Source organism: Paenibacillus canaveralius, from assembly GCF_047238265.1.
In the GTDB taxonomy this organism is placed as follows: Bacteria; Bacillota; Bacilli; order Paenibacillales; family NBRC-103111; genus Paenibacillus_F.
Genome location: NZ_JBDFMM010000001.1, coordinates 2,416,507 through 2,441,993 on the forward strand (window position 1 = coordinate 2,416,507; position 25,487 = coordinate 2,441,993).

The 25,487-nt window shown below is 55.1% G+C and carries 6 protein-coding genes; 5 read left to right on the forward strand and 1 reads right to left on the reverse strand.

The features are described from left to right. Positions 1–8 precede the first annotated feature (8 nt). Positions 9–872: an ABC transporter ATP-binding protein gene (locus ABC395_RS11320; protein WP_413006725.1), complete on the reverse strand. Its 864-nt coding sequence runs from the start codon at positions 870–872 to the stop codon at positions 9–11. A 485-nt stretch (positions 873–1,357) separates the two neighbouring features. Between ABC395_RS11320 and ectB the strand changes: the two genes are divergently transcribed. The 5 genes from ectB to ABC395_RS11345 are packed head-to-tail and all read left to right on the forward strand — an operon-like array spanning position 1,358 to position 25,424. Continuing rightward, entirely contained in the window at positions 1,358–2,659 is a 1,302-nt protein-coding gene (ectB, locus tag ABC395_RS11325) for a diaminobutyrate--2-oxoglutarate transaminase (protein WP_413006726.1), read from the forward strand. Positions 2,660–2,717: 58 nt separating this feature from the next. Beyond that, positions 2,718–3,437 carry a thioesterase II family protein gene (locus tag ABC395_RS11330; protein WP_413003077.1) on the forward strand — a complete coding sequence of 240 codons (720 nt, stop codon included), beginning with the start codon at positions 2,718–2,720 and terminating at the stop codon, positions 3,435–3,437. Between the two features lie 14 nt (positions 3,438–3,451). After that, positions 3,452–4,696: an ACP S-malonyltransferase gene (gene fabD / locus ABC395_RS11335; RefSeq protein ID WP_413003079.1), complete on the forward strand. Its 1,245-nt coding sequence runs from the start codon at positions 3,452–3,454 to the stop codon at positions 4,694–4,696. A 2-nt stretch (positions 4,697–4,698) separates the two neighbouring features. After that, a complete protein-coding gene (locus ABC395_RS11340; RefSeq protein ID WP_413003080.1) occupies positions 4,699–17,439 on the forward strand; it encodes an amino acid adenylation domain-containing protein in 12,741 nt (4,246 codons plus the stop codon). 23 nt (positions 17,440–17,462) lie between these two features. Then, positions 17,463–25,424 (forward strand): amino acid adenylation domain-containing protein, encoded by a 7,962-nt coding sequence (locus ABC395_RS11345; RefSeq protein WP_413003081.1) that lies wholly within the window; start codon positions 17,463–17,465, stop codon positions 25,422–25,424. The last annotated feature ends 63 nt before the right edge of the window (positions 25,425–25,487 follow it).

Sequence of the window (25,487 nt, forward strand, 5' to 3'; positions counted from 1 at the left end):
CCCCCTCCTTATCCTGCGCTCAAAAAGAGGTAGGCGTCTTCAATTCCCGCATGAACGGCTGCCGCCTGCTCGTTTGGCGGAGTTTCGGATACCACGCGGAGCAGCAGCCCGTCTTCACGCCGGACGGTTGCGCTGATGAGCCACTTGGCGCGGGCCTCCTGGAGCTGGTTTTCGGGAATGACCACATTCCACACTTTTCCCTGCACATGCCGAAGAAGCTCCCCGGGGTTGGAATCGCTGATCAGCCGTCCTTTGGAAAGGATGGCGATTCGGTCCGCCGTCGCCTCTATGTCCGATACGATGTGCGTGGAGAAAATAATGAGCCGCTCTCCGGACAGGTCTGTCAGCAGGTTGCGGAACGATAAGCGCTCTGCGGGATCCAGTCCGATTGTAGGTTCATCGATAATGAGCAGCTTGGGGTCGTTGAGCAGGGCCTGGGCGATGCCGATCCGCTGTTTCATGCCTCCCGAGAAGCTGCCGATTCTTCTTTTGCGGACGTCGTACAAATGCAGCAGACCGAGGAGCTCGTCGATGCGTTTGCCTGCCGCCTTGCCGCTGATCCCTTTTACCGCTGCCATATAAGTCAAAAACTCGTGAGCGCTAAGATGCGGATACACTCCGAAGTCTTGCGGAAGATAGCCGAGAATACGCCGAATCTCTTCGGGATTTTCACGAATGCCGACTCCGTTCCACGTAATGGTGCCCTCCGAAGGCTCCGAAATCGTGGCCAAAAGCCGCATTAGAGTAGATTTTCCGGCTCCGTTAGGACCAAGAAGACCTAGAATGCCGGGTTGTATCTGTAAATCGACATGGCGGAGTCCCCATACATCTTCCTGATACTGCTTACCGATATTGCTGATTGAAAGTAGGATGTCAGCCACCTCATATCTAACAAATATTAACAAATAAACCAGATATCAAGATAGAGTATACACACAGAAACTGGAAATGTCTATATCAAAAAACCTTATTTACCAAAACATAATAATTTAAAATTGAACTATTAAAATACAAAATAAGTAACAATAACTTCAATTTTTTAATATTTGAAAATGCATTGACAACATTTGTAAACCTACTCTATCATAATTTATGAAAGAATTGGTAAATTCGACTTTCTTTTGCTACTTTAGACCTCCCAGAACTCCTCACATGATTCGTTAGTCTTACGTTTAGTCGGGCGTTTGGACTAAGAACACCACAAGAACCCAACCCGCATTACTGGAACAAGCTCTGCCCTCATCATGAACTGCCTGAATAGCTTTTCGGATTGAAGCTGACCTCTAGCATTTTTTAAAATGCTGCCTTATCAGCGGTTATTTGTCCTGCAAAAAAAATACAGATGGAGGATGAAATGATGAACTCGTTCGAACTTTTGGAGTCAAATGTAAGATCTTACAGCAGGGTGTTTGGGGATGTGTTCCGCACGGCTAAAAATTCCATGATGTTTACGGAAGAAGGCAAATGTTTTCTCGATTTTTTCGCTGGGGCAGGAGCTTTGAACTATGGGCATAATCCCGATTTTATCAAAGGAAAACTGCTGGAATACATCGGGTCCGATGCGGTCGTGCACGGTCTGGATATGTACACGACGGCCAAACGGACATTTATCGAAACGTTCAACGAACTGATTCTGGCGCCTAAAGGGCTGGACTACAAACTGATGTTCTGCGGGCCTACAGGCACAAATGCGGTCGAGGCTGCGCTGAAGCTGGCAAGAAAAGCGAAGAAGCGGACGGGAATCTTCTCGTTCAGCGGCGGCTTTCACGGCATGTCTTACGGCAGCCTTGCCGCCACGGGCAATTTATACAACCGCGGGGGCGCAGGCGCTCCGCTGAACAACGTCACGTTTATGCCGTATCCGTACGGGTTCAATGAGTCTTTTGACACGATCGGTTACATGGAAAACGTGCTTACGGACGCCAACAGCGGGATCGAGAAGCCGGCTGCCGTCATTCTCGAAACCGTTCAGGCTGAAGGCGGCGTAATCGTGGCTCCGGTAGAATGGCTGAAGCGTCTGAGCGCTTTGTGCAAAGCGCATGACATTCTTCTCATCGTCGACGATATCCAGGTGGGCTGCGGACGCACGGGATCTTTCTTCTCGTTCGAACGGGCGGGAATTCAGCCGGATCTTGTCGTACTGTCGAAATCGATAAGCGGATACGGGCTTCCGATGTCGCTTCTTCTCCTGAAGCCGGAGCTGGACATATGGCAGCCGGGTGAGCACAACGGAACGTTCCGCGGAAACCAGCTTGCTTTCGTCGGCGCTACGGCGGCGCTGCAGTTCAGAATTTCTTCGAATCTGGAGGAAGCCGTGAAGGAGAAGGAAGCATGGGTCAGCGACTTTCTGCAAAAAGAAATCGTACCCCTGCACCCGGCCATTACGGTACGCGGACTCGGCCTGATCTGGGGAATCGATCTGGGCGGACTGGAAGGCGGTGAGCAGGCGGCGAAATTCGTGGCTTCCCGCTGCTACGACCGGGGCCTTATCATCGAGCGGTCCGGACGAAACGACACGGTCGTGAAACTGATGCCCGCGTTGACGATTGATTTCGAGCTGCTGGAGCAGGGCTGTGCGATCGTTAAAGAAGCGCTTGCCGCTTATTTCGAGCAGACCGGACAATCCGCGCATAAGGAAGCGACGCTTGAGCCGGTTTGACGATTAACCGCCTTCCGCAATAATTTACAAAACGGATACGAATAGGGCAGGTGACAGCATGAAAAAGATTTTCTTGTTTTGTCTGCCCTATGCGGGCGGATCGTCGGTAATTTACACAAGGTGGAAACCCCTGCTGGGTCCGGGCATTGAACTGGTCCCGCTTGAATTGGCCGGCCGGGGAAGGCGCATTAACGAGTCTTATTACGAGAACGTGGACGCGGCCGTAAATGATCTTCTGCCGGTTGTGGAACCTTATCTCGACAAGGGTCAGGCCGCTTTTTTCGGTTACAGCATGGGCAGCCTGATCGCTTTTGAACTTATCCACCGCATTAGGGAAAAGTACGGACAAAGCCCGCTTCATTTTTTCGCGGCGGCCAGAATGGCTCCGCATATACAGCGGACAGAGCCTCCTTTGCACGGACTGGAGCCCGAATTGTTTAAAACAAAGATAGCGGAATTGGGGGGAACCCCTCCGCAATTGTTTGAAAATTCTGAACTAATGAATTTGTTTTTACCGCTTCTCCGGGCGGATTTCCGTCTTGTCGAAACATACGCTTACACCGAGAAAGCGAAGCTGGACTGCGCCATGACGGTTTTGACGGGCAAGCGGGATAAGGTGGAAGAAACGGATGTGCTCGACTGGAAGCGTCATACGACGGGCGCTTTTACGGCTCATTCGTTTGACGGAGGGCACTTTTTCATCAATGATTTCCAGAAAGAAATCGTAGATATTCTGCACGCTTCCCTGGGAATCCGTTATTCATCTTTTTACGCGTAAGAAAGGAGCGGGGCATGGTTAATACCGCCTGGTTATTTCCCGGGCAGGGCTCCCAGTATGTCGGCATGGGGTCCGCCTGGTTTGCCCGTTTTGACGGGGCAAAAGCATTGTTCGAAGAAGCAAGTGATGTCGCCGGCTACGATATGAAGGCTTTGTGCTTCGAAGGAAGCGCCGCCCGGCTCTCCAGAACGTCCTTCACGCAGCCCGCGCTGCTGACGGTAAGCGTTCTGGCAAGCCGGGTTTACCTGTACGAGATCGGGGTTGAACCCCGATACTCGGCCGGGCACAGCCTCGGCGAATACTCCGCGCTGGTGGGCAGCGGCGTCCTCTCTTTTGCGGAGGCGCTGGGTCTCGTCATTCAGCGGGGCAGGTTCATGGAGGAAGCGGCGGAAGCTGGCATCGGCTCCATGATCGCCGTCCGCACGAACGATCAGCCCATGCTGGAGGAACTGTGCCGCAGATATTCTGCGGACGGGCAGCCGGCGGCCATCGCCGGTTACAACTCCGGCAGTCAGCTGGTCGTCTCCGGTCATCGGAACGCCGTGGCGGGCGTGGCGGAAGAACTGGAGCGGCTGGGCGTCGAAGTGACCCGGCTCGCGGTAAGCGGACCGTTTCACAGCGTGCTCATGCAGCCGGCAGCGGAAAGCCTGGAAGAAGCGCTGAACAAGGTCACATTCAGGGACGGCCGCTGGCCGGTCATTTCCAATACGACGGGCCTGCCTTACCCGGATGCGCAAGCTATCCGCAGGGGGCTTGTCGATCAGATGACGACTCCGGTTAGGTGGCTGCAAACGGTACAATTTTTAGCGGAAGAAGGCATTGAGTTAGCGGTTGAGCTGGGTCCGCGAACGGTTCTGAAAAACTTGACCCGGGACAACTCGGAACAGATCCGCCCATACGCTTACGACCGCGAAGCGGATGCGGGGCAATTGGCGGAGCTGTATCCGGTCCTGCAGTTTATTGAGGAAGGCTACTCCGCCGCGGTTTCGGCGCCCAATGCGAACTGGAACGAGGAAGAGTACGCTCAGGGGGTGCTGGAACCGGTCAGACGCGTGCGTGAAATGCTGAATGCTTACACGGAAAGCGGCGGTTCCGTCCGGGATGTTTACGGATTAAGACAGGATGTGCTGGAATGTGTACAGCGGGTGCTTCGGACGAAGAAGGTATCCGCGAAGGAACAAAATGAGACGATTCGCCGGTTGTTTACAAGCTCTTTTGCAAAAAAAACTTGTAACACAGGGATAACTGCGGAGGGATGAAGGTGGAACAATTTCAGACACTGATTGACGTTATCCGGGACAGGGGAGACAAAAACTCCAGAGGCATCACCTTTATTAACGGCGACCAGAACGAAGACAATATTACTTACGGGGAACTGCTTGAAGACGCGCTTGGCGTCCTTCACCATCTCCAAAGCTCGGGCATGAAGGCGGGCGACGAGCTTCTTATGCAAATTGACGATAACAGATCTTTTCTGAATGTGTTCTGGGGATGCCTGCTGGGGGGAATTATCCCGGTACCGGTAACGGTCGGCAATAATGACGAGCACAAGATGAAGCTGTTTAAAATATGGGACACGCTGAACAATCCTTACTTGATCACCGAAGGAAAAGCATTGGAGAACCTGGAAAAATACGCGCTTCTAAACGGTAAACAGGATGTGTTCGAAAATGTCAGGGAAGCGTCTCTTTTTACAGATAAAGTTCATTACTCCACTGGGGATAAGGGGGTTATTCACGAGGCTAAAGCATCCGATCTGGCGTTTATCCAGTTTTCGTCAGGTTCGACCGGAGATCCGAAAGGGGTCATGCTGACCCATGAAAATCTGATTTACAACACGCGGGATATGGCCGTTCAAACGGAGATGGACGAAAAGGATGCCTATCTCGGCTGGATGCCGCTTACGCATGATATGGGCTTGATCGCTTTTCACCTGACCTGTGTCATGGCTAACACCAGGCAGCTGATTATGCCGACCGCGCTGTTTATCCGTCGTCCGTCGTTGTGGCTGAAGAAAGCGTCGGAGCATAAAGTTACTCAAACCTGCTCGCCTAACTTCGGGTACAAATTTTTCCTGGCTCAGTATAAACCCGAAAATGCGGCGGATTGGGACTTGTCCCGGCTGCGTTTGATTTATAACGGGGCGGAGCCGATCTCAAGCGAACTGTGCGATGTGTTTATGGAGACGATGAGCAAACACGGCATGAGAAGCACGGCGATGTTTACCGTATACGGCATGGCCGAGGCGAGCGTAGGAATGTCTCTCCCGCCGTTGGGAGAAAATTTTCTTCGGCTTCACTTGGACCGGGAGCACCTGAACATCGGTGAAAAGGTGGTCCAGATTGATGCTTCGGACAACCGCTGCTTGACATTCGTAGACGTCGGTTATCCGCTGCGGAGCAGTTACATCCGGATTTGCGACGACGAGAACCGGCCCCTGGACGATTATGTAATCGGCAATATACAAATTCGCGGAATGAACGTGACCGCCGGCTATTACAATAATCCGGATGCGACCGCTAAGGTTATGACTCCGGACGGATGGCTTATCACCGGCGACCTTGGCTTTATGCGCGAAGGCCGGCTTGTGATTACGGGACGGGCCAAAGATATCATTTTTGCGAACGGGCAAAATGTGTATCCTCACGACATCGAACGCGTTGCGGAAGAAGTGGAAGGCGTGGAGCTCGGCAAAGTGGCCGTTTGCGGCGCTTACGACCCGGCGGCCCGCCAGGACAGGATTATCGTTTTTGTGATGCATACGAAAAAAATCGAAGATTTCGCCCCTCTGGCCAAACGGCTCAAAGGACACTTGAATTACCGGGGAGGATGGGACATTCAAGCGGTTCTCCCCATCCGGCGCATTCCGAAAACGACCAGCGGAAAAGTGCAGCGTTACAAGCTTGCACAAGACTATACGGCCGGTAAATTCGACGAGACGTTTGCGGGGCTCCAGGAAATCTGGGAGCAGGAAAAGCAGCGTGCGCGGGCGGCCGTCATTCCGCGCAGCGTAGCGGAGCAAAAGCTCCTGGCCATCGTCAAGCAAATTTTACAGGTGGATGAAGTCGATACGGACGAGAGTTACTTCGACATCGGGGCAAGCTCCCTCCAACTCGTTCAAATCGTGGAAGAACTTGAAGCGCAGCTCGGCGTTCAAGTTTCCGTGACGGACTTTTTCTCGTATCCGACGATTTCAAAACTTGCCGCTTATATTTCACAGGGAGAAACGGTCGAACATTTTGAGCAGGACCAGAGTCCGGGTGCTTCCGTTCAGGAAACCGACGGGGATATCGCGATTATCGGGATGTCCGGTAAGTTCCCTCAGGCGGATAATCTTCAGCAGTTTTGGACCAACATCTCCGAAGGACGCGACTGTATCGTCCCATATGGCGAGAAAAGAAGAAAAGATGCCGAGGCGTTCATTTCTCATTTGAATACGGAAGGCCGCGATTTGTCGATGGCGGAAGGCGGCTATCTGGACGAAATCGATACGTTCGACTATTCGTTCTTCAAGCTAACGCCGAGGGAAGCCTCTTTGATGGACCCGAACCAGCGGCTTTTCCTGCAAACTGTATGGAGCGCAATCGAAGATGCCGGTTACGGCGGCTCCAATCTTTCCAGCCGTCGAGTAGGCGTCTACGTCGGATTTTCGAAAACCAGCTTTGAATACGAGCGGCTGCTGTCCGAAGTGTCTCCGGCTTCTCTGCCGAATTTCGCGATCGGGAACTTGTCTTCAATCATTTCCAGCCGGATTTCGTACCTGCTTGATCTAAAAGGACCTGCCGTTACGGTGGACACCGCATGCTCCTCCTCGCTGGTCGCCGTTCATCTGGCCTGCAAAGCGATTCTGAGCGGAGACTGCGACATGGCGCTTGCGGGCGGCGTAAAAACCATTTTGCTGCCCCTTAAGGCGGGAATCGGCATGGAGTCTTCCGACGACCGGGCCAGAGCTTTCGACGACAGTTCGGACGGCACAGGCTGGGGTGAGGGCGTGGGGGCCGTTTTCCTGAAACCTCTCGGCAAAGCGATCAAAGACAAGGACAACATCCTTGCGGTGATCAAGGGAAGCGCGATTAACCAGGACGGAAGCACCGTGGGCATATCGGCTCCGAACGCGTCCTCCCAGGCGGATGTCATTTCCCAGGCCTGGCGTAATGCGCGGATCGATCCCGAGACAGTGACGTATATCGAAGCGCACGGAACCGGCACCAAGCTCGGCGATCCGGTCGAAATCGACGGAATCGGGAAAGCCTTCCGCAGAAGGACGAAGCGCAAGCAGTTCTGTGCCATCAGTACGGTAAAATCCAATATCGGGCACCTGTATGAAGCGGCCGGTATCGCGGGCTTGATCAAAACCGTGCTTTCCCTTCAGCACAAGCAAATTGCTCCATCCGTTCATTACCGGGTGCCGAACCGGAAAATCAGCTTCGAGGAATCACCCGTTTATGTAAACACCCGTTTAAAAGAATGGGAGACCGACGGCATTCCGAGAAGATGCGGAATCAGTTCGTTCGGTTTCAGCGGAACCAACTGCCACGTCGTGCTGGAAGAATACAACGGAGCCCCGGAAGTCACGTCAACGGCATCTGCGGATAACGGAGGTTCCGAAAACGGCGTTCCGCTGCTGCTCACCCTGTCAGCCAAGACAGAAGAGGGGTTGCAGGAGCTTATCCGGGACTACGACAAGCTTTTTGCCGGGACGGACAAGCTTGACATGCCGGCCGTATGTTATACGGCAAACACTGGCCGCAGCCATCTGACATACCGGTTGGCGGTGACGGCGGCGGACGGAGCCGAATTAACGCAGAAACTGCGGCGCCTTCACAGGGAAGGCAAAGGTTCGGACGGCGTTTATATCGGCAAAACGGACAGCACCCAGACGCATGAATACATGCAGCCGGGGAATCTCGCCGATCTTGGGCCGGAAGCCGTGCAAGAACTGGCACGGCAGTATGTGCAGGGAGCTTCCATCGACTGGAAGGCTCTGTATGCCCAAAGTTCATTCCGAAAAGTATCCCTTCCGACATATCCGTTCCAGCGCAAAAGATGCTGGATCGACGTTCCCGTCAAGGCCGGACAGGCAGCATCTGCGGCGCAATCTCCGCATGCGGTGCCGACGGCTCAACCGGAACCCTATCTATCCGCAAAGGAGCAGGTGAGTGTGGTGAACGAACAGCTTCAGGCGGAAACAGCCTCCGCCCGTCACGCCGATTCCGTCCGTCAGACGCTGATCCAGATGATCGGCAACGTATCGCAGCTCAGCAGGGAAGAGCTTCAGCCTCAAACGCATTTCCTGGAACTGGGACTCGACTCCATCAATTTATCCCAAGTCCGCCACAGCATTAAAGATGCGTTCGGACTGGATGTTCCCATGAGCGATTTCTTTGAGTCGCTTACGAACCTGGACCTGCTAACGGCCTATATCGTCGAACGGGTGCCGCAGACCGAACCCGCATCCGTGGTCCGGTCCGAAGCCGCCGTGCAGGCGCCAATCGCCGGGACGGGGGCAGTTGCTCCCGAGCGGACCGCTCTTCCGGAGCCGTACAGCTACAGCGAGCAATCCGCTGCTGCGGGTGCACAAGGACAGGCAGTGCCGGCATCCGTATCCGGTCCGGCTGCAGGTATCGCCGGAAGCTCGGCTTCTTCCGCGGTCGAACGCATCCTGGAGCAGCAGCTTCAGCTGATGTCACAGCAGCTTCAAGTGCTCGGCAGCCGTCCGGCCGTACAAGCGCCGCTGTCCGTACAGCCCGCATCCGTATCCGGTCCGTCTCCTGCTGCAAGAGTCGCTGCGGCACCGCCTGCGCAGCCTGACGCACGGCTGCATGCCGGAACGACGCGGGAAGTCGCCGCAGCCGTCGAAACGAGACCCGCGGCATCACAGGCAAACGGTGAGGAGCCTAAGCCTTACGTGCCTTATAAAGCGCTGGATCTGAAAGCCCGCGAATCCCTGTCGCAGAGACAGGAAAAGCATGTGCGCGAGCTGATTGAGCGGTACACGGCACGGACGGGGCGCACGAAAGCTTACACCCAGCAGTACCGTGACGTGTATGCGAATAACCGCAACGTCGCCGGATTCCGTCCTCTTCTGAAAGAAATGGTATATCAAATTATTTCGGAACGCGCGGAAGGGTCCAAACTGTGGGATCTCGACGGTAACGAATATGTGGATCTGACGATGGGATTCGGCGTCAATCTATTCGGACATAACCCTTCGTTCGTCCGCGAGAAGATCGAACGGGAGCTTGCGAACGGCATGTGCGTCGGTCCGATGTCCAATCTGGCAGGCCAGGTTGCCGAATCCATCTGCAGAATGACCGGCGTGGAACGCATCGCGCTGTACAATTCCGGTACGGAAGCCGTCATGGTTGCCTTAAGGCTCGCACGTGCGGCAACAAGCCGCGCCAAAGTCGTGATTTTCGCCGGTTCCTATCACGGTACGTTCGACGGAGTGCTTGCACTGGGAAGCGCGGGAACGAACAAGGAGCACTCGACGCCGCTGGCCCCGGGCATTCTGCAAAATATGGTCGACGACATAGTCGTGCTCAATTACGGAAGCGAAGACTCGCTCGAATACATCCGTTCGCACGCTCATGAACTGGCCGCCGTAGTGGTCGAGCCGGTACAAAGCCGCCGGCCGGATTTTCAGCCGAAAGCTTTTCTGGAAGAAATCCGCCGTATTACGAAAGAGTCCCGCACCGCTTTCATCTTCGACGAAGTGATTACCGGTTTCCGTCTGCATCCGGGCGGCGCCCAGGCTTGGTTCGGCATTAAAGCGGACCTCGTCACGTACGGCAAAGTTATCGGCGGCGGCATGCCGATCGGTATCGTCGCCGGTTCATCGGCATACATGGACGGCATAGACGGAGGAACATGGAAATTCGGCGACGATTCTTTCCCGCAGAACGAACACCGGAGAACGTTCGTGGCGGGCACGTTCTGCCACCATCCGCTGGCCATGGCCGCTTCCCTTGCCGTATTGAATCACCTGGAAGCTTCGGCAGGACAAATCCAGGCGGATTTGAACGCACGCACGGCACGGTTTGCCGAAGAGCTGAACACGTATTTCGGCGGGGAAGGCGTGCCGATCAAAGTGGTGCATTTCGGTTCGCTGTTCCGTTTCGTGCTCAAAGGCGACTTGGAGCTGTTTTATTATCACATGCTTGATAAAGGCATTTACATCTGGGAGGGGCGCAACTGCTTCTTGTCCACCGCCCACTCGGAAGAAGATATCGCACGCATCGTACAGGCCGTTAAAGAAAGCGTGGGCGAACTGCGGAAAGGCGGATTTCTTCCCGACCGGGACCCGTCTCCGGACGATGACGATCCTTCCGGCCGCAAGCTCCCGTCCTACCGGCTGCCGGAAAGCGGTCAAGGAGAAGCGTTTCCGCTGACTCCCGACCAGAAGCAGCTCTGGTTTGCCTCCGTTTCCAACCGCAAGGATTCCCCGTCACTCCACGAAACCGCTCTTCTGCGGTTTCGCGGAGCACTGCGGGCCGATGCGTTCGAGCAGGCAGTCCGGCTCATTACCGACAGGCATGAAGCTCTTCGTCTTGTCATCAGCCAAGACGGCGAAACCCAGATCGTTCGGGATTCTCTAGATGTGAAAGTTCCGATCGTAGATCTGGCGGGTTTAAATTCAACGGAACAGGAGCGTCAAATACGGGTTTGGCTTCATCGCGAGAGCCAGACGCCGTTCGATTTGGAAGGTGAGACGCCGCTCTTCCGGATTCATCTTCTCCGCACATCGGCAGAGTCGCATACGGCCGTGTTCACTTTCCATCACCTGATTGCCGACGGATGGTCCATGGCACTGTTCGTCCAGGAACTGGAGCGGATTTATTCCGCTCTTGTCCGTCAGGAAGCTTACCGCCTGCCGGAACCGGCACCTTTCAGAAGATATGCCGCCTGGCAGTCCGAGCAGTTGGAAAAACCGCAAAGCGCGCAGGCGGCCGCTTACTGGAACGGACTTTTTGAGAAGCAGATGTCCGTAGTCGAACTTCCTTCCCCCGTCCGGGGAACGATTCTTCCGACTTCAAAAGGCGGAAGGCATACGACGATCCTTCCGGCCCTGCTTCTCCAAGAACTTAAAAAAACCAGCATAAAGCTCGGAAGCAGTCTTTTTGTGACGCTGCTTTCGGGATTTCATCTTTTTCTGCACCGGTTAACGGGGCAAAGCGATATTACCGTTGGAGTTCCGACGGCGGGACAGTCGCAGATGGAAGCTCCTTTTCTGATGGGAAACTGCGTTAATCTGCTTCCTGTTCTCAGCAGGGCGTCCTCCGAACAGAGCTTTGCCGCTTACGCGGGGTCCGTCAAACAGAGAATGAACGAACTGGACGCCTATCAGGCTTACAGTTTTGCGGCGCTGGCTGAGCGCGGGCTCCGCAATCTGCCTGTCCTTAACGCCGTATTCAATATGGACCGTCCGCTGCCCAAACTCGATTTTCACGGGCTCGATACGGAGCTGCTCGTCCATGATCCGGCGTATTGCAAGTACGAGCTTTTCCTGAACGTGACGGAGATTTCAAAAGAACTGAGGCTCGATTTCGATTACAATGCGGACCTTTTCCAGCCCGAAACGGTTGAAACCTGGTCCCGCTATTTCATTCGGCTGCTGGAATCTATCGCCGATGGGGGCGATAAGCGCCTGTCCGAGCTGTCTCTCCTCAGTGCGGAGGAAAGTGAGCGGGTGTGGGCCAGATGGGCTCTTCACGCGGACGAAAACGGAAGCTATGAGTGTATTCTTGACGCCTACAAGTATCCGGCTCCACCCGGAACGATCGGCGAAGTCTACGCGGTTTCGGGCAGGAAGGTGGAATCCCCGTCCAACCGTTTCACGAGTACCGGGAAATGGGCTTACAGTTATGCCAGCGGGGCCATTAAACGGCTGGGAAAAACATCGCGTTCCGTTCTTGTACGCGGTCATCGCGTTTATTTGGATCAGATTGAAGAGCATTTGCTGCATACGCTTCGTCTTGAAGCATGTGCCGTAACGGCTCATTTTCACCCTGAAAATGATGCAGTCGACTATATGACGGCCTACGTCGTTGCTAACCCTTCAAAAATCTGGAAAGAAATAGAAAAGTTTTCGCTGCTGCATGAAACCTTGCCGGATTATGCCATTCCAAGGTACCTGATTCCGATGACGGAGCTGCCTCTGCTGCCGGATGGAGAGATTGATTTCACGGCTTTGCCTGCGCCTTCCGGCGGCAATTTGGCGCTACCCGGCAAACAAAACTTACAGGGCAGCGTGACGGACAAGCTTGTTGCGATATGGAAAGACGTGCTCGGTGCCGCGCATATAAACACCAGGGATAATTTTTTTCAGTTGGGCGGCGATTCGTTAAAAGCGACTGTTATTCTTTCACGGATAAACAAAGAATTCGGCATTCATATCCCGCTGAGCGAGCTTTTTGCCCTGCAGACGGTCGGGGAGCTGGAACAGTATATCACGGGAGGTTCCGGACAAGATTTCGAGTCCATTCAACCGGTGCCGCAGGAGAAGTCTTATCCGGTTTCTTCGGCCCAAAAAAGGATGTATGTTCTCGATCAGTTGGGCGGCGGAGGAACGGCTTACAACGTGCCTGGGCGGCTTTTTATAGAAGGGGAAGTCGACAGAGATAGGCTAATCGGGGCCCTTCGGCAGGCCGCAGCTCGCCATGAATCGTTTCGGACCTATTTTGAGCTGGAAAACGGGGAAGTCGTGCAAAAAATCGCCGGGGAAGCCGATCTGGATGTTCCCGTATCGACAGTACGGCTGGAAGAGATAGAGGAGCTGCAGCGGCAATTCGTCCGGCCGTTCGATCTCGGACAAGCGCCCTTATTCCGTGCTCATCTGTTCGAGCTTGAAACGGGCGGCAGCGTTTTGCTGATCGATGTTCATCATGCCGTAGCGGACGGATATTCCATGGCCGTGCTGCTGGACGAGTTCATCCAGATTTATCAAGGCAGGCTCCTGCCTCCGCGTAACGTACATTACAAAGATTATGCGGTTTGGCAGAACGGTCAGCTGGCACAAGGGAAATTCGGCAGGCAGGAAGATTTCTGGCTCCAGACGCTGGCAGGTGAGCTGCCCGTCCTTCAGATGCCGACGGATTATCCGCGCCCAGCTTCCCAAAGCTTCAAAGGAGACAGCTTCGTCCAGCTTCCGGACGGGAAATTGACGGAGGCGCTGTACAGTCTGGCGAAGGATAAGGAAACGACGCTGTACATGGTGCTGCTGGCCGCATACAACGTACTGCTGGCCAAATATTCGGGTCAGGAAGACATTATTGTCGGAACGCCGGCCGCCGGAAGAAGACACGCCGATACGGAAAGTATGGCGGGAATGTTCGTAAATACGCTGGCGATCCGCAGCAAGCCCGAGCCTTCCTTGGCTTTCGGACAATTTTTGCAAGAGGTGAAACGTCAGTCTCTCGCCGCGTTCGAGAACCAGGAGTATCCGTTTGAGGAAATTGTCGAGAAGCTTCAGCTGGTGCGGGATTTAAGCCGCAACCCTCTCTTTGATACCATTTTCAGCCTGCAAAATGTGGGTACGGACGTTGTAAAAACGGGCAGGCTTTCCTTCAAGCCCGGAGAGTTTAACACCGGCATCTCCAAAGTTGATTTCTCCCTGCACGTTACGGAGCAAAAAGACGGGCTGTTGTTTACGTGGGAGTATGCCACGGATCTGTTCGCGCGTGAAACGGTGGAGCGTCTGGCCCGCCATTATTCAGCCATCCTGGAGACGATTGCCTATTCGGCGGATATTGCGCTTGGCGAGATTCAGATGCTCACGGCCCCGGAAAGAGAGGATCTGATCACCGGGTTTAACGACACGGCAGCGGGTTTTCCTTCGACCGTTCCGGTTCACAAGGCATTTGAGGAGCAGGCCGCGAAAACGCCGGAGGCTGAGGCGGTTGTTTTCGGAGACCGGAGCTTAACATACGGGGAATTGAACGAACGTGCCAACGCCGCTGCACGGAAGCTGCGGGAGCTTGGTGTAGGACCCGACAAGCTTGTCGGTCTTATGGTGCCCCGTTCGGCCGAAATGATCATCGGGCAGTTGGCTGTGCTGAAGGCCGGTGGCGCGTATGTGCCGATCGATCCTGACTATCCTTTGGCGCGTGTACTCTACATGCTCCAGGACAGCGAAGCAGGCGTGCTGCTGACGAGCCGCAGTCTGATCGAAGGCTTGGATTACGATGGAAGCGTACTGTTCCTCGATGAGGACGACATCTATCAGAACGACGGTGCCGATCTGGACGGAGAGGGCGTAGAGTCCGAACATCTCGCTTACGTCATCTACACGTCGGGATCGACGGGAAACCCGAAAGGCGTCATGCTGCCGCATCGTGCCGTCATGAACTTCGTAACCGGAATGAAAGAAGTGATTGATTTCCGTCCGGACAAAAAGATTTTATCGCTAACGACCATCTCGTTTGACATATTCGTTCTGGAATCCCTCGTGCCGCTTTTGGCGGGAATGACAGTTGTCATCGGGGACCGCCAGCATCAGCTGGAAGCGGAATCTCTGGGTGAGCTCATCCGGTCTAGAGAAATCGATATGCTGCAAATGACGCCTTCCCGTCTGCAGATGCTGCTCGCCAGTGAAGAGGGCAAGAAGGCGCTGGCCGGCGTCAAGGAAATTATGGTCGGCGGCGAAGCTCTGCCGCATGCGCTTCTGGAGCAGCTGCAATCACAGGACGGGCTGAGAATTTACAACATGTACGGACCGACCGAAACGACGGTATGGTCCGCGGTCAGGGAGCTGACCGGTGCGGCCCGGATCGATATCGGGCGGCCGATTGCCAATACGCAGGTGTATACCGTCGATGCAAATTCGAATCTTCAGCCTGTAGGAGTGCCGGGTGAATTGTGCATAGCCGGAGAAGGGCTAGCGCGGGGGTATTGGAAGCGTGAAGATCTTACGGCTGAAAAATTTGTGCCCAATCCATTTGTCCCGGGAACAAAGATGTACAAAACGGGCGATCTTGCCCGCTGGAAGCCCGACGGGAACCTGGAGTTCCTGGGCCGGATCGATCATCAGGTGAAGGTAAGGGGCTTCCGCATCGAGCTCGGCGAGATAGAAAATGCTCTGATCAAGCTCTCTTCCATCCAGGAGGCGGCCGTAACGGTCAAACAAAAAGGCGGACACGAGGCCGTATTGTGCGCGTATGTCGTGCCGAAGCCGGATTCCGTTTTAAGCGCGGCGGAGGTCAGGGAGCAGTTGGCGAGAGAGTTGCCTTACTATTCGGTCCCTTCGCACTATGTATTCTTGGACAAGCTTCCGCTTACGCCTAACGGCAAAACCGACCGGAAGTCGCTTCCCGAGCCGGACGATCTTTTCCTTCCGAATGTGGAGTACGCACCTCCCCGCAACGAAGTGGAGGAAGCGCTGGCCGGCGTGTGGCAGGATGTTCTGGGCCGGACCGGTATCGGGATTCACGACAATTTCTTCCTCCTTGGCGGAGATTCGATCAAAGGCATTCAGGTTGTGGCCCGCATGAGGAAAGAAGGATATGCGCTGGACATCAAGCAGCTATTCGAGCATCCGTCCATCGGAGACCTCGGCGCGTACGTGACGTCATCCGTCCGTGAAATCGTCCAAGGTCCGGTCGAAGGGGAAGTGACGCTGACGCCTGTGCAGAACCGGTTTTTCGAGCAGGGCGGTTACGAATCCGACTCGTCGCTTTCGGCGCTGCTCTTCTCTGCAGCGGGGCTGGAGGAAAACCATGTCCGGTCGGCCTGGGACAAGGTGCTGGAGCAGCATGACGCCCTTCGTCTGCGCGCCGTTTTGAAAGAAGGGGAGTTGAAGCTGGAGCATCGCTCTTTGACGGAAGAACCTGCGGGACTGACTGTCATTCGTCTAAGCGGGGGCAAGTCTGATGCCAGGACGTCCGTTGAGCAGCAAAGCAGAGAGCTCGAATCGGGTCTCTCCCTGAATGAAGGACCGCTTGTGAAAGGCGTGCTGTTTAAGACCGGCGAAGGGGACTATCTCTTGATTGCGATTCACCGCCTCATTTCCGACGACACTTCTTTTGCTTTAATTTTGGAAGATTTGGCGACCGTTTACGGACAGCTTGTTAAAGGAGAAAATGTCTCGCTGCCTCTTAAAACCGATGCTTTCCGGACTTGGGCAGAGCACTTGAGAACATATGCGGACAACAAACAGGTACAGACTCAGCGGGAATATTGGGCTTCGGCTGTCGCCTCCGGTGAGTGGGTTGTTCCGGTCGATAGAGAAACCGAGACGGGACTTCAACCGCTGCGCAACTCGGTCTGTGCGGTTATACCGGCGGAAAAGACGAGCCAACTGCTCGACGGAGTGAAAGATATTTATTCGATGGATGCCCGCGAAGCGATATTATCCGCTCTGGGCAAAACGTTCGGAAACTGGTCCGGCCACAAACGCTTCCTCATCGAATTGACCGAAGACGGAAGAAAACTGTGCGTGGACAAGAAGTTGGATTTCTCGCGGACAGTGGGCTGGTTCGATACGCAGTATCCGCTGATGCTCGAAAACTCGTTTACCGATGATCTGGCGGGTTACCTCAAGCAGGTTAAAGAATCGGTGCGTCAGGTGCCGGATGGAGGCATCGGATACGGAGCCTTATACGATCTTGCGTCTTCACGGCAGCAGGAAGAAGGAACCACAGCCCGGAAACATCCTCGCATCGGGTTCGCTCACCGGGAGCCGTCCGTTCCCGTATCTCCTTATTTTGATCATCTGAGCGCGGGTGAAGGATTTACAGGTGATTTACGTGCGGCACGTGAGTACGGCTGGTATCTGAAAAGCACGCTCGAATCGGGTGCCCTCACCCTCCGGCTCGATTATGACGGTCATGCGTACACGGAACAGACCGCATCGGATTTGCTTCATCGCCTGGAAGAAAATTTGTATGAAGTGCTCCGTCACTGCCAGTCCAAGACCGAGCGAGAGCTGACTCCTGCCGATGTCGGGGCAAACGATCTGGATCTCGACGAGTTCGAGGACATTAAACAATTTTATGAGAGCGTATAAGGGTTGCAGAGGGGGAATTACGGATGAGTAAAGGGCTGGAAATTGAGAAAATGTCCCATTTGACGCCTTTACAGGAAGGGATGCTGTTTCATGCGCTGATGAATCCCGAGTCGCATGCCTACCTGGAGCAGGTGCGGCTGACGATGAGCGGGGATCTGGATGTTCAGGCGCTGGAAAGAAGTTTTGGACTTCTTGTCAAGCGGCATGAACCGCTCCGTTCAAATATGTATCACAAAAATGTCGCGAAACCCCGGCAAATCGTATTTAAGGACCGGGAAGCTTCCGTCGTTTTGGAGGATCTGGCCGGGTTGGCGGATGGTGAGCGGGACGCGAAGCTTGAAGTGTTTATCCATGCCGATAAAAACCGTCCTTTTGACATAAGCAAAGAACTGCTGGTGCGGTTAACCGTCCTTCGGACAAGCCCGCAGGAATATACACTGCTCTTCACGTTTCACCATATTATTATGGACGGCTGGTGCATCGGCATCGTGCTCGAAGAGCTTCTGAATTACTATGAAGCCGAAAAAAACGGCAGGGAGGCATCTCTTCCCGAGGTCCGGCCCTACAGCAGCTATGTACAGTGGCTGCAAAAGCAGGATCAGGCGGCTGCGTCGGATTACTGGAGGAGACTTCTGGAAGGTCTGGAGGAACCGTCCGGATTGCCTGGCAATACCGTGACATCGGCCGGGAGAGGCTATCTGCCGTCGGAGCGGAAGTTTACCGTCGGAGCGGATACGGCCCGCCGGCTCCGCAGCATTGCGGAAAGCAGCGGGGCGACGGTCAGCAGCTTGTTTCTGGCTGCGTGGTCGCTGATTCTCGGACGCTATAACCGGAGCGAGGATGTCGTTTTCGGTACCGTCGTATCGGGAAGACCGCCGGAAATTGATGGCATCGAGCGGATGGTGGGCTTGTTTATTAACACAGTCCCCGTGCGGATCCCGCTTTTGCCGGACAGCACGTTTACCGGGTTGGTAAAAGAAGTTCAGCGGCAGACAGTGCAGTCGCGTGTTTACGATTATTACTCGCTGGCGGAAATCCAGGCTCAATCTGCGTTGAAGCAGGATCTTATCGGACATATCGTCGTGTTTGAAAATTATCCGCTCCAGGAGCTGATCGGGCGGGGAGATTTGGAAAAACGGCTCGGCTTCGCCATTACGGGAGCGGATTTGGCCGAGCAGACCCCTTACGACTTCAATATCGAAGTAGAGGACGGGGATGTTTTAAACGTCACCCTTTCTTATAACGGATACACATACGGCGAAGCGGAGATTTTGAAAATTCAAGGACATTTGGAAACGGTTCTGGGCCAGGCCTCCAGCCACCCGGAAAAACGGGTGTCCGAATTCACTCTTTTATCGGAGCCGGAACGCCAAGAGCTTACGGAAGTTTGGAGCGGCTTTTCCGTTTCTTATCCGGCCGGAACGTTTCATGAGCTTTTCGAGGCGCAGGCGGCACAGACACCGGACAAAACGGCAGTCGTATACGAAGAGACATCGCTCACCTACGGGGAATTAAACGAGCGCGCGAATGTGCTCGCGCACGTTCTCAGGAGGCAGGGCGTGAATCCGGACAGCTTGGCGGCCGTTCTGCTCGAACGTTCGGCCGATATGGTTACGGCGGTACTCGCCATTCAAAAAGCGGGCGGCGCCTATATTCCGATCGATCCGACTTATCCGGAGGAGCGTATCGCCTACATGCTCCGCGACAGCGGCGCGCGCGTTCTGCTTACTCAGGCAGCGCTGACCGATCTGCTCCAAGGAGCGGACTATCCCGGAAGAGTTCTCGATATACAGAGTCTTCTGACAGCGGCGGAAAAGAAAGGCTTTATAAAAGCATTGAAATCTCGTGCGGAAGAATTCACGGGTTCCGGCGAGGAGACGAACTGGTTTTCCGGATTGAATCCGGAGGAAGCGGTAAGCAATCTTGAGTCGGTCAATAAACCGGATGACCTTGCTTATGTGATTTATACGTCGGGAACGACGGGCAATGCCAAAGGCGTGATGATCGAGCACCGGCATTATGTGAACACTGCGTTCGGATACCGGTACGGGTACCGGCTGCGCGAGTTTGATGTGAAACTTCTGCAAATCGCGAGTTTCTCGTTTGATGTATTTGCAGGGGATCTCGCACGGACGTTCGTAAACGGGGGGACAATGGTTATTTGTCCCCAGGAGGTAAGGATCGATCCTTCCGCTCTGGCGGGCTACTTGGAGGATCACCGGATCACGGTGTTCGAATCTACTCCCGCCCTGATCTTACCGCTTATGGAGCACGTGCATGAGTACGGGACGGACATTAGCGCCTTGAAGCTGCTGATTACGAGCTCGGACAGCTGCAGCGTGCACGATTACGGGACGCTGTTGGAGCGTTTTGCGGGAAGCATGCGGATCATGAACAGCTACGGGGTGACAGAAGCGGCCATCGATTCCAGCTTTTACGAGGAAGCTGCGGACAAGCTGCCGGAATCCGGCAACGTCCCTATCGGCAGACCGCTGGGCAATCACCGCTTCTACATCGTGGATTCCGCGCTTCGGCCTGTGCCGGCGGGTGTGGCGGGGGAGCTGTGCATCGGCGGAGATTCCGTGGCGCGCGGCTATCTCAACCGTCCTGAGCTGACGGCGGAGAAGTTTGTCCCCAGCCCGTTTGCGGGAGGCGGACGGTTGTACCGGACGGGAGATTTGGCCCGCTGGATGCCGGATGGAAGCGTGGATTTTATCGGACGGATCGACTACCAGGTCAAAATCCGCGGCTACCGTATCGAGCCCGGCGAGATAGAATCGGCCCTGCTGAAGCTCGAAGGAGTCGTGCAGGCCGTTGTCACCGACCGCACGGATTCCAGCGGGCACAAATATTTGTGCGCCTATGTAGCGGGCGATGCCGACGAGGCATGGCTGCGGAAAAAGCTCAGCGCCGAGCTGCCGGGCTACATGGTTCCGGCCCATATCGTGCGGCTGGACAGTCTTCCGCTTACCCCTAACGGCAAGATTGACCGAAAGGCGTTGCCTGCGCCAAGCGGCGATCCGGCACCGGTGTCGGCTTACGCGGCTCCGCGCACTCTGACGGAAGCGCAGCTCGCGGAGCTTTGGCAGGAAGTGCTCGGCGTCAAAACCGTCGGCATCGACGACTCGTTCTTTGAGCTTGGCGGGCACTCCCTCAAGGCGGTGCTTCTCATCGGCCGCATCGCGAAGCAGTTCAGCGTCGAGTTGCCGCTGCGGGAAGTGTTCGCCCATCCTACGGTGCGCGGACTGGCTCCGCTTATCGCGGGGGCGGAAGAAAGCGCCTATGCGGACATAGAACCCGTCGGAGACAAGGATTATCATCCTGTATCGCCCGCCCAGAAAAGGCTCCTCATCATCGACCGCCTGGGAGACGCCGAGAGTGCTTATAACATGTGTGCCGCGCTGGAGATGACAGGTCCGCTCGACAGAGAGCGGCTGGAAGAGGCGTTCCGGACCATGGTCGTTCGTCACGAGTCCCTGCGCACGTCTTTTGCGGTGATCGACGGTGAACCTGCACAGCGCATCCATCAACCGGAAGCGCTGGATTTCCGGGTCTCATACCGCGAGCTGGACTCGAACGGGTATGGAGCCCTCGCTGAAGCAGCCACGGCCTCGGCGGGCAGCCATACGGCAGAAGCCGGAGCCGTCACGTCCGGATCGCTTGGCGGAGCAAATCAGCCGGATTCCGTGCTGGAAACCCTTATCCGCCCGTTTATCCGCCCGTTTAATCTGGAAGAAGCACCACTTCTTCGCGCGGAGCTGATCAAGCTGGAAGAAGGAAGGCATCTGCTTCTGGCCGACATGCACCACATTATCACCGACGGAATTTCGATCGAAGTGTTCGTTGAGGAGTTCAGCCGTCTCTACGCCGGTGAAGAGCTCCCTCCGCTCCGCATCCAGTACAAGGATTTTGCTTCGTGGCAGAACGGGCAGATCGCCGGAGGAGCGGCGGAAAAACAAGCCGTGTACTGGAAAAACCTTTTCGGCGGCGGTGAAGATGTGCCAGTTCTGGATATGCCCGCCGATTACATCCGTCCGGCAATCAAGAGCTTTGAGGGCGACAGCCTGACCTACGAAATCGGCAGCGAACTGACCGCAGACCTGCATCGTTTTTGCGCCCGGACGGGGACGACCTTGTATATGGTCCTCCTTGCCGCCTTCAACACGCTGCTTCACAGATATACCGGGCAGGAAGACATAGTCGTAGGGTCCCCGGTGGCGGGGCGTCCGCACCCCGATCTGGAGACGATGATGGGGATGTTCGTCAATACGCTGCCGATGCGGAATTTCCCTTCCGCCGATAAGTCTTTCAGCCATTTTCTGAAGGAAGTTAAAGACGGAGCGCTGCATGCTTACGAAAATCAGGATATTCCGTTTGAGGAAGTTGTCGAGCGTCTGCAGCTTCGCCGTGATGTGAGCCGCAACCCGCTGTTTGATGTGATGTTCGTGCTGCAGAACACCGGTATGAACCAGTTCCGGTTCAACGAGGTTACATTCCGGCCGGTCGAGTTCGAGATGGCGATCGCGAAATTCGATCTGACGCTAAGCGTCGAAGAATTCCCCGACAGGCTCGGCTTGTCGTTTGAATATGCAATCAAGCTCTTTAAGAGGGGGACGATCGAAAAGCTGAGCCGTCACTTCCTCAATATTCTTGAGGAGGTCGTCCGCAATCCGGACGTGAATCTGGCCGATATCGAGCTGCTGACCGAAGAGGAAAGGCACACCCTTATTAGCCGGTTCAACGATACGAAGGCGGCGTTCCCCGAGAATAAAACGATCCACGGCTGGATCGAAGAGCAGGCCGCGGAGGATCCGGACCGGATTGCCGTCGTGTTCGGAGAGAACCGGCTCACGTACGGGGAACTGGACGAGCGTGCGAACCGGCTCGCCCGCACTCTGCGCGCCAAAGGTGCGCGTCCGGACGGAGTCGTTGCCATTTTGACCGAGAGATCGGCTGAAATGATGATCGGTCTCCTTGCCATTCTCAAAGCCGGCAGCGCGTACCTCCCGGTTGATCCGGCACATCCCCGTGACCGGGTCGGCTTTATGCTGAACGACAGCGGAGCGCGTATCGTGCTGACCGCATCGAAATGGGCCGGGCAGCTGCCTGAAGGATACGAGTACATCCTGCTGGATGAGGAACAGTCTTATCACGAAGATTTCAGTGCGCTGTCTCCCGAAGGGGCGGCAGGACCCGGAAATCTGGCTTATGTCATTTACACTTCCGGTACGACGGGTAATCCGAAAGGCGTCATGATCGAGCACCGTGCGCTGGTGAATCGCATTCACTGGATGCAGAAAAGATATCCGATCGGCCGTGACGATGTTATTTTGCAAAAAACGCCGTACAGCTTCGACGTGTCCGTATGGGAGCTGTTCTGGTGGGGAACACAGGGGGCGCGTGTGGTATTCCTGACGCCAGGCGGTGAGAAAGAGCCCCGGCTTATTGTGGAAGAAATCAGGCGAAGCCGTGTAACTACCCTGCATTTCGTTCCTTCCATGTTGTCCGTCTTCCTGGACCATATCGAGCAAAACCGGCAGGAGGAAGATTTAGACTCGCTCCGTTATGTTTTTGCCAGCGGGGAGGCGCTTCAGGCGCAGCATGCCAACCGGTTTGATCGGCTAATCGGCACTCCGGGCGGAGTTATATTGGCCAATTTATATGGTCCAACCGAAGCCACCATCGATGTGACGTATTTCGACTGCCCGCCGGGTCAACTGCTGGAGCAGGTGCCGATCGGCAGACCTATCGACAACACGGAGCTGTTCATTGTTGACGCCAAACACCGAATCCAGCCGGTGGGCGTACCGGGGGAACTTTGCCTCGCCGGTACGGGCCTGGCAAGGGGTTACTTGAACCGTCCCGAGTTGACGGCGGAGAAGTTCGTGCCGATTCCGCACCGTCCCCAGGCGAAGATGTACAAAACGGGCGATTTGGCCCGCTGGCTGCCTGACGGTAGTGTGGAATATATCGGCCGGATCGATCATCAGGTGAAAATCCGCGGCTACCGGATTGAATTGGGAGAAATCGAAGCAAGACTTTTGAACAGGGATGAAATTAAAGAAACGATCGTAATGGACCGGACAGACGCTAACGGACAGAAATATTTGTGCGCTTATCTGGTAAGCGCGGACGGTACGGAGCTGACGGTTTCCGAACTTCGCGGAGGGCTTGCCGAAAGCCTGCCTGACTATATGATTCCCGCCCAGTTCGTTTTCCTGGATGCGATGCCGCTCACAAGCAACGGCAAAATTAACCGCAGAGCCCTCCCTGAGCCGGACGGATCAGTAAGAATGACGGCCGATTACGTTCAGCCGGAATCGGAAATGGAGCATACGCTGGCCGAAATATGGCAGGACGTGCTGGGAGTCAAAAAAATCGGAATACGCGACAACTTCTTCGAACTGGGCGGCGATTCGATCAAAGCCTTGCAGATTGCCGCACGGTTGAACGGCAGAGGGCTGAAAATGGAGCTGCGGGATTTGTTCCGTCATCCGCAGATCGAGCAGGTGGTTCCTTATATCCAGATTGTACAGCGGACCATTAACCAAGGAATCGTCCAAGGGAGGACGGAGCTGGCTCCTATTCAGCGGAGATTTTTCGAACGTCACCGCACAGACCTCCATCATTACAACCAGGCCGTTATGCTGAAAAGCAAAGAGCGTCTGAATGAAGACGTGCTCCGCCGGGTTTTGGATAAACTGACGCTGCATCACGATGCGCTTCGCACCGTATTTTCCCAGGCTGAGGAAGGCGGCGTAACAGCTCAAACGCGGGACTGGAAAGAGGCAGAAGCATACGAACTGCACGCCTATGATCTGACTCTCGCGCCGGAACCTGCTCTGGAAATCGGTCCGATTGCAGACAGCCTGCAAAGCGGATTCGCGCTGGACCGCGGCCCGCTTATGAAGCTCGCTCTTTTCCGCACCGCGGAAAACGATCATTTACTGATTGTGATCCATCATCTGGTTATTGACGGAGTTTCCTGGAGAATTTTGCTGGAAGATCTGGAGAACGCCTATGCAGCAGCTTTGGAAGGCCGTGCCGTTTCACTTCCGGCCAAAACCGATTCCTACCGGGAATGGGCTTCTCGGCTCGCGGAATATGCGAACAGCAGCCGCGCTCAAACGGAACTGAGCTATTGGTCGGCTATCCGTTCTCAGATGCCGGATTCTCTGCCGTCCGATTACGCGGCAGCGTCGGATAAAGTCGAAGACGGCAAGGACATTGAAATCGAACTCGACTGCGACAACACGGAAAAACTGCTGAAACACGCGCAGCAAGCCTACAATACCGAAATCAATGACCTGCTTCTTACGGCATTGGGGCTGTCTTTTCGCGAATGGAGCGGACTATCCCGGATTGCCGTCAGCGTCGAGGGTCACGGTCGCGAAGAAATTTTAAAGGATGTGGATGTGTCCCGTACCGTCGGCTGGTTTACCGTTATGTATCCGTTCGTGCTTGATGTGAGCAGCCCCGATGACTTGGGACATCAAATCAAGCTGGTGAAAGACGGACTGCGCCGCGTTCCGAACAAAGGAATCGGCTACGGCATACTCCGCTATTTGACAGAAGAAATCGATCACGGAGAACTTCCTTTCGCTTTGGAAGAACCTCAGATCTGCTTCAATTATCTGGGACAATTTGACGGAGACAATGACGGCGGAGCAAAATTCAGTCCATCCTCCTTCCCGTCGGGCAATGAAATCAGCGGCGGCAGCGAGAGACCGTTTGCATTTGATATCAACGGGCAGGTCTCCGACGGAGTCCTACGCCTAACCTTTAACTATAACCGTCATCAGTACCGGGCCGAAACGGTCGAAAAACTGGCCGGCGGATTCAAGAACCACCTTCTGGAACTGATTGGCCACTGCTGCGGGAAAGAGACCGCCGAGCAGAGCCCGACCGACTTTACTTATCAGAACCTGTCCATCGGACAGTTCGAGAATATGGCGGCCCAACTGGCCGGCAAGCTTAAGCTATAAACTCTTTGTTCCTCCCCGTTTCACCGCTTAAGGCGGACATATGCTTCCGGACTGTCCTGCGGG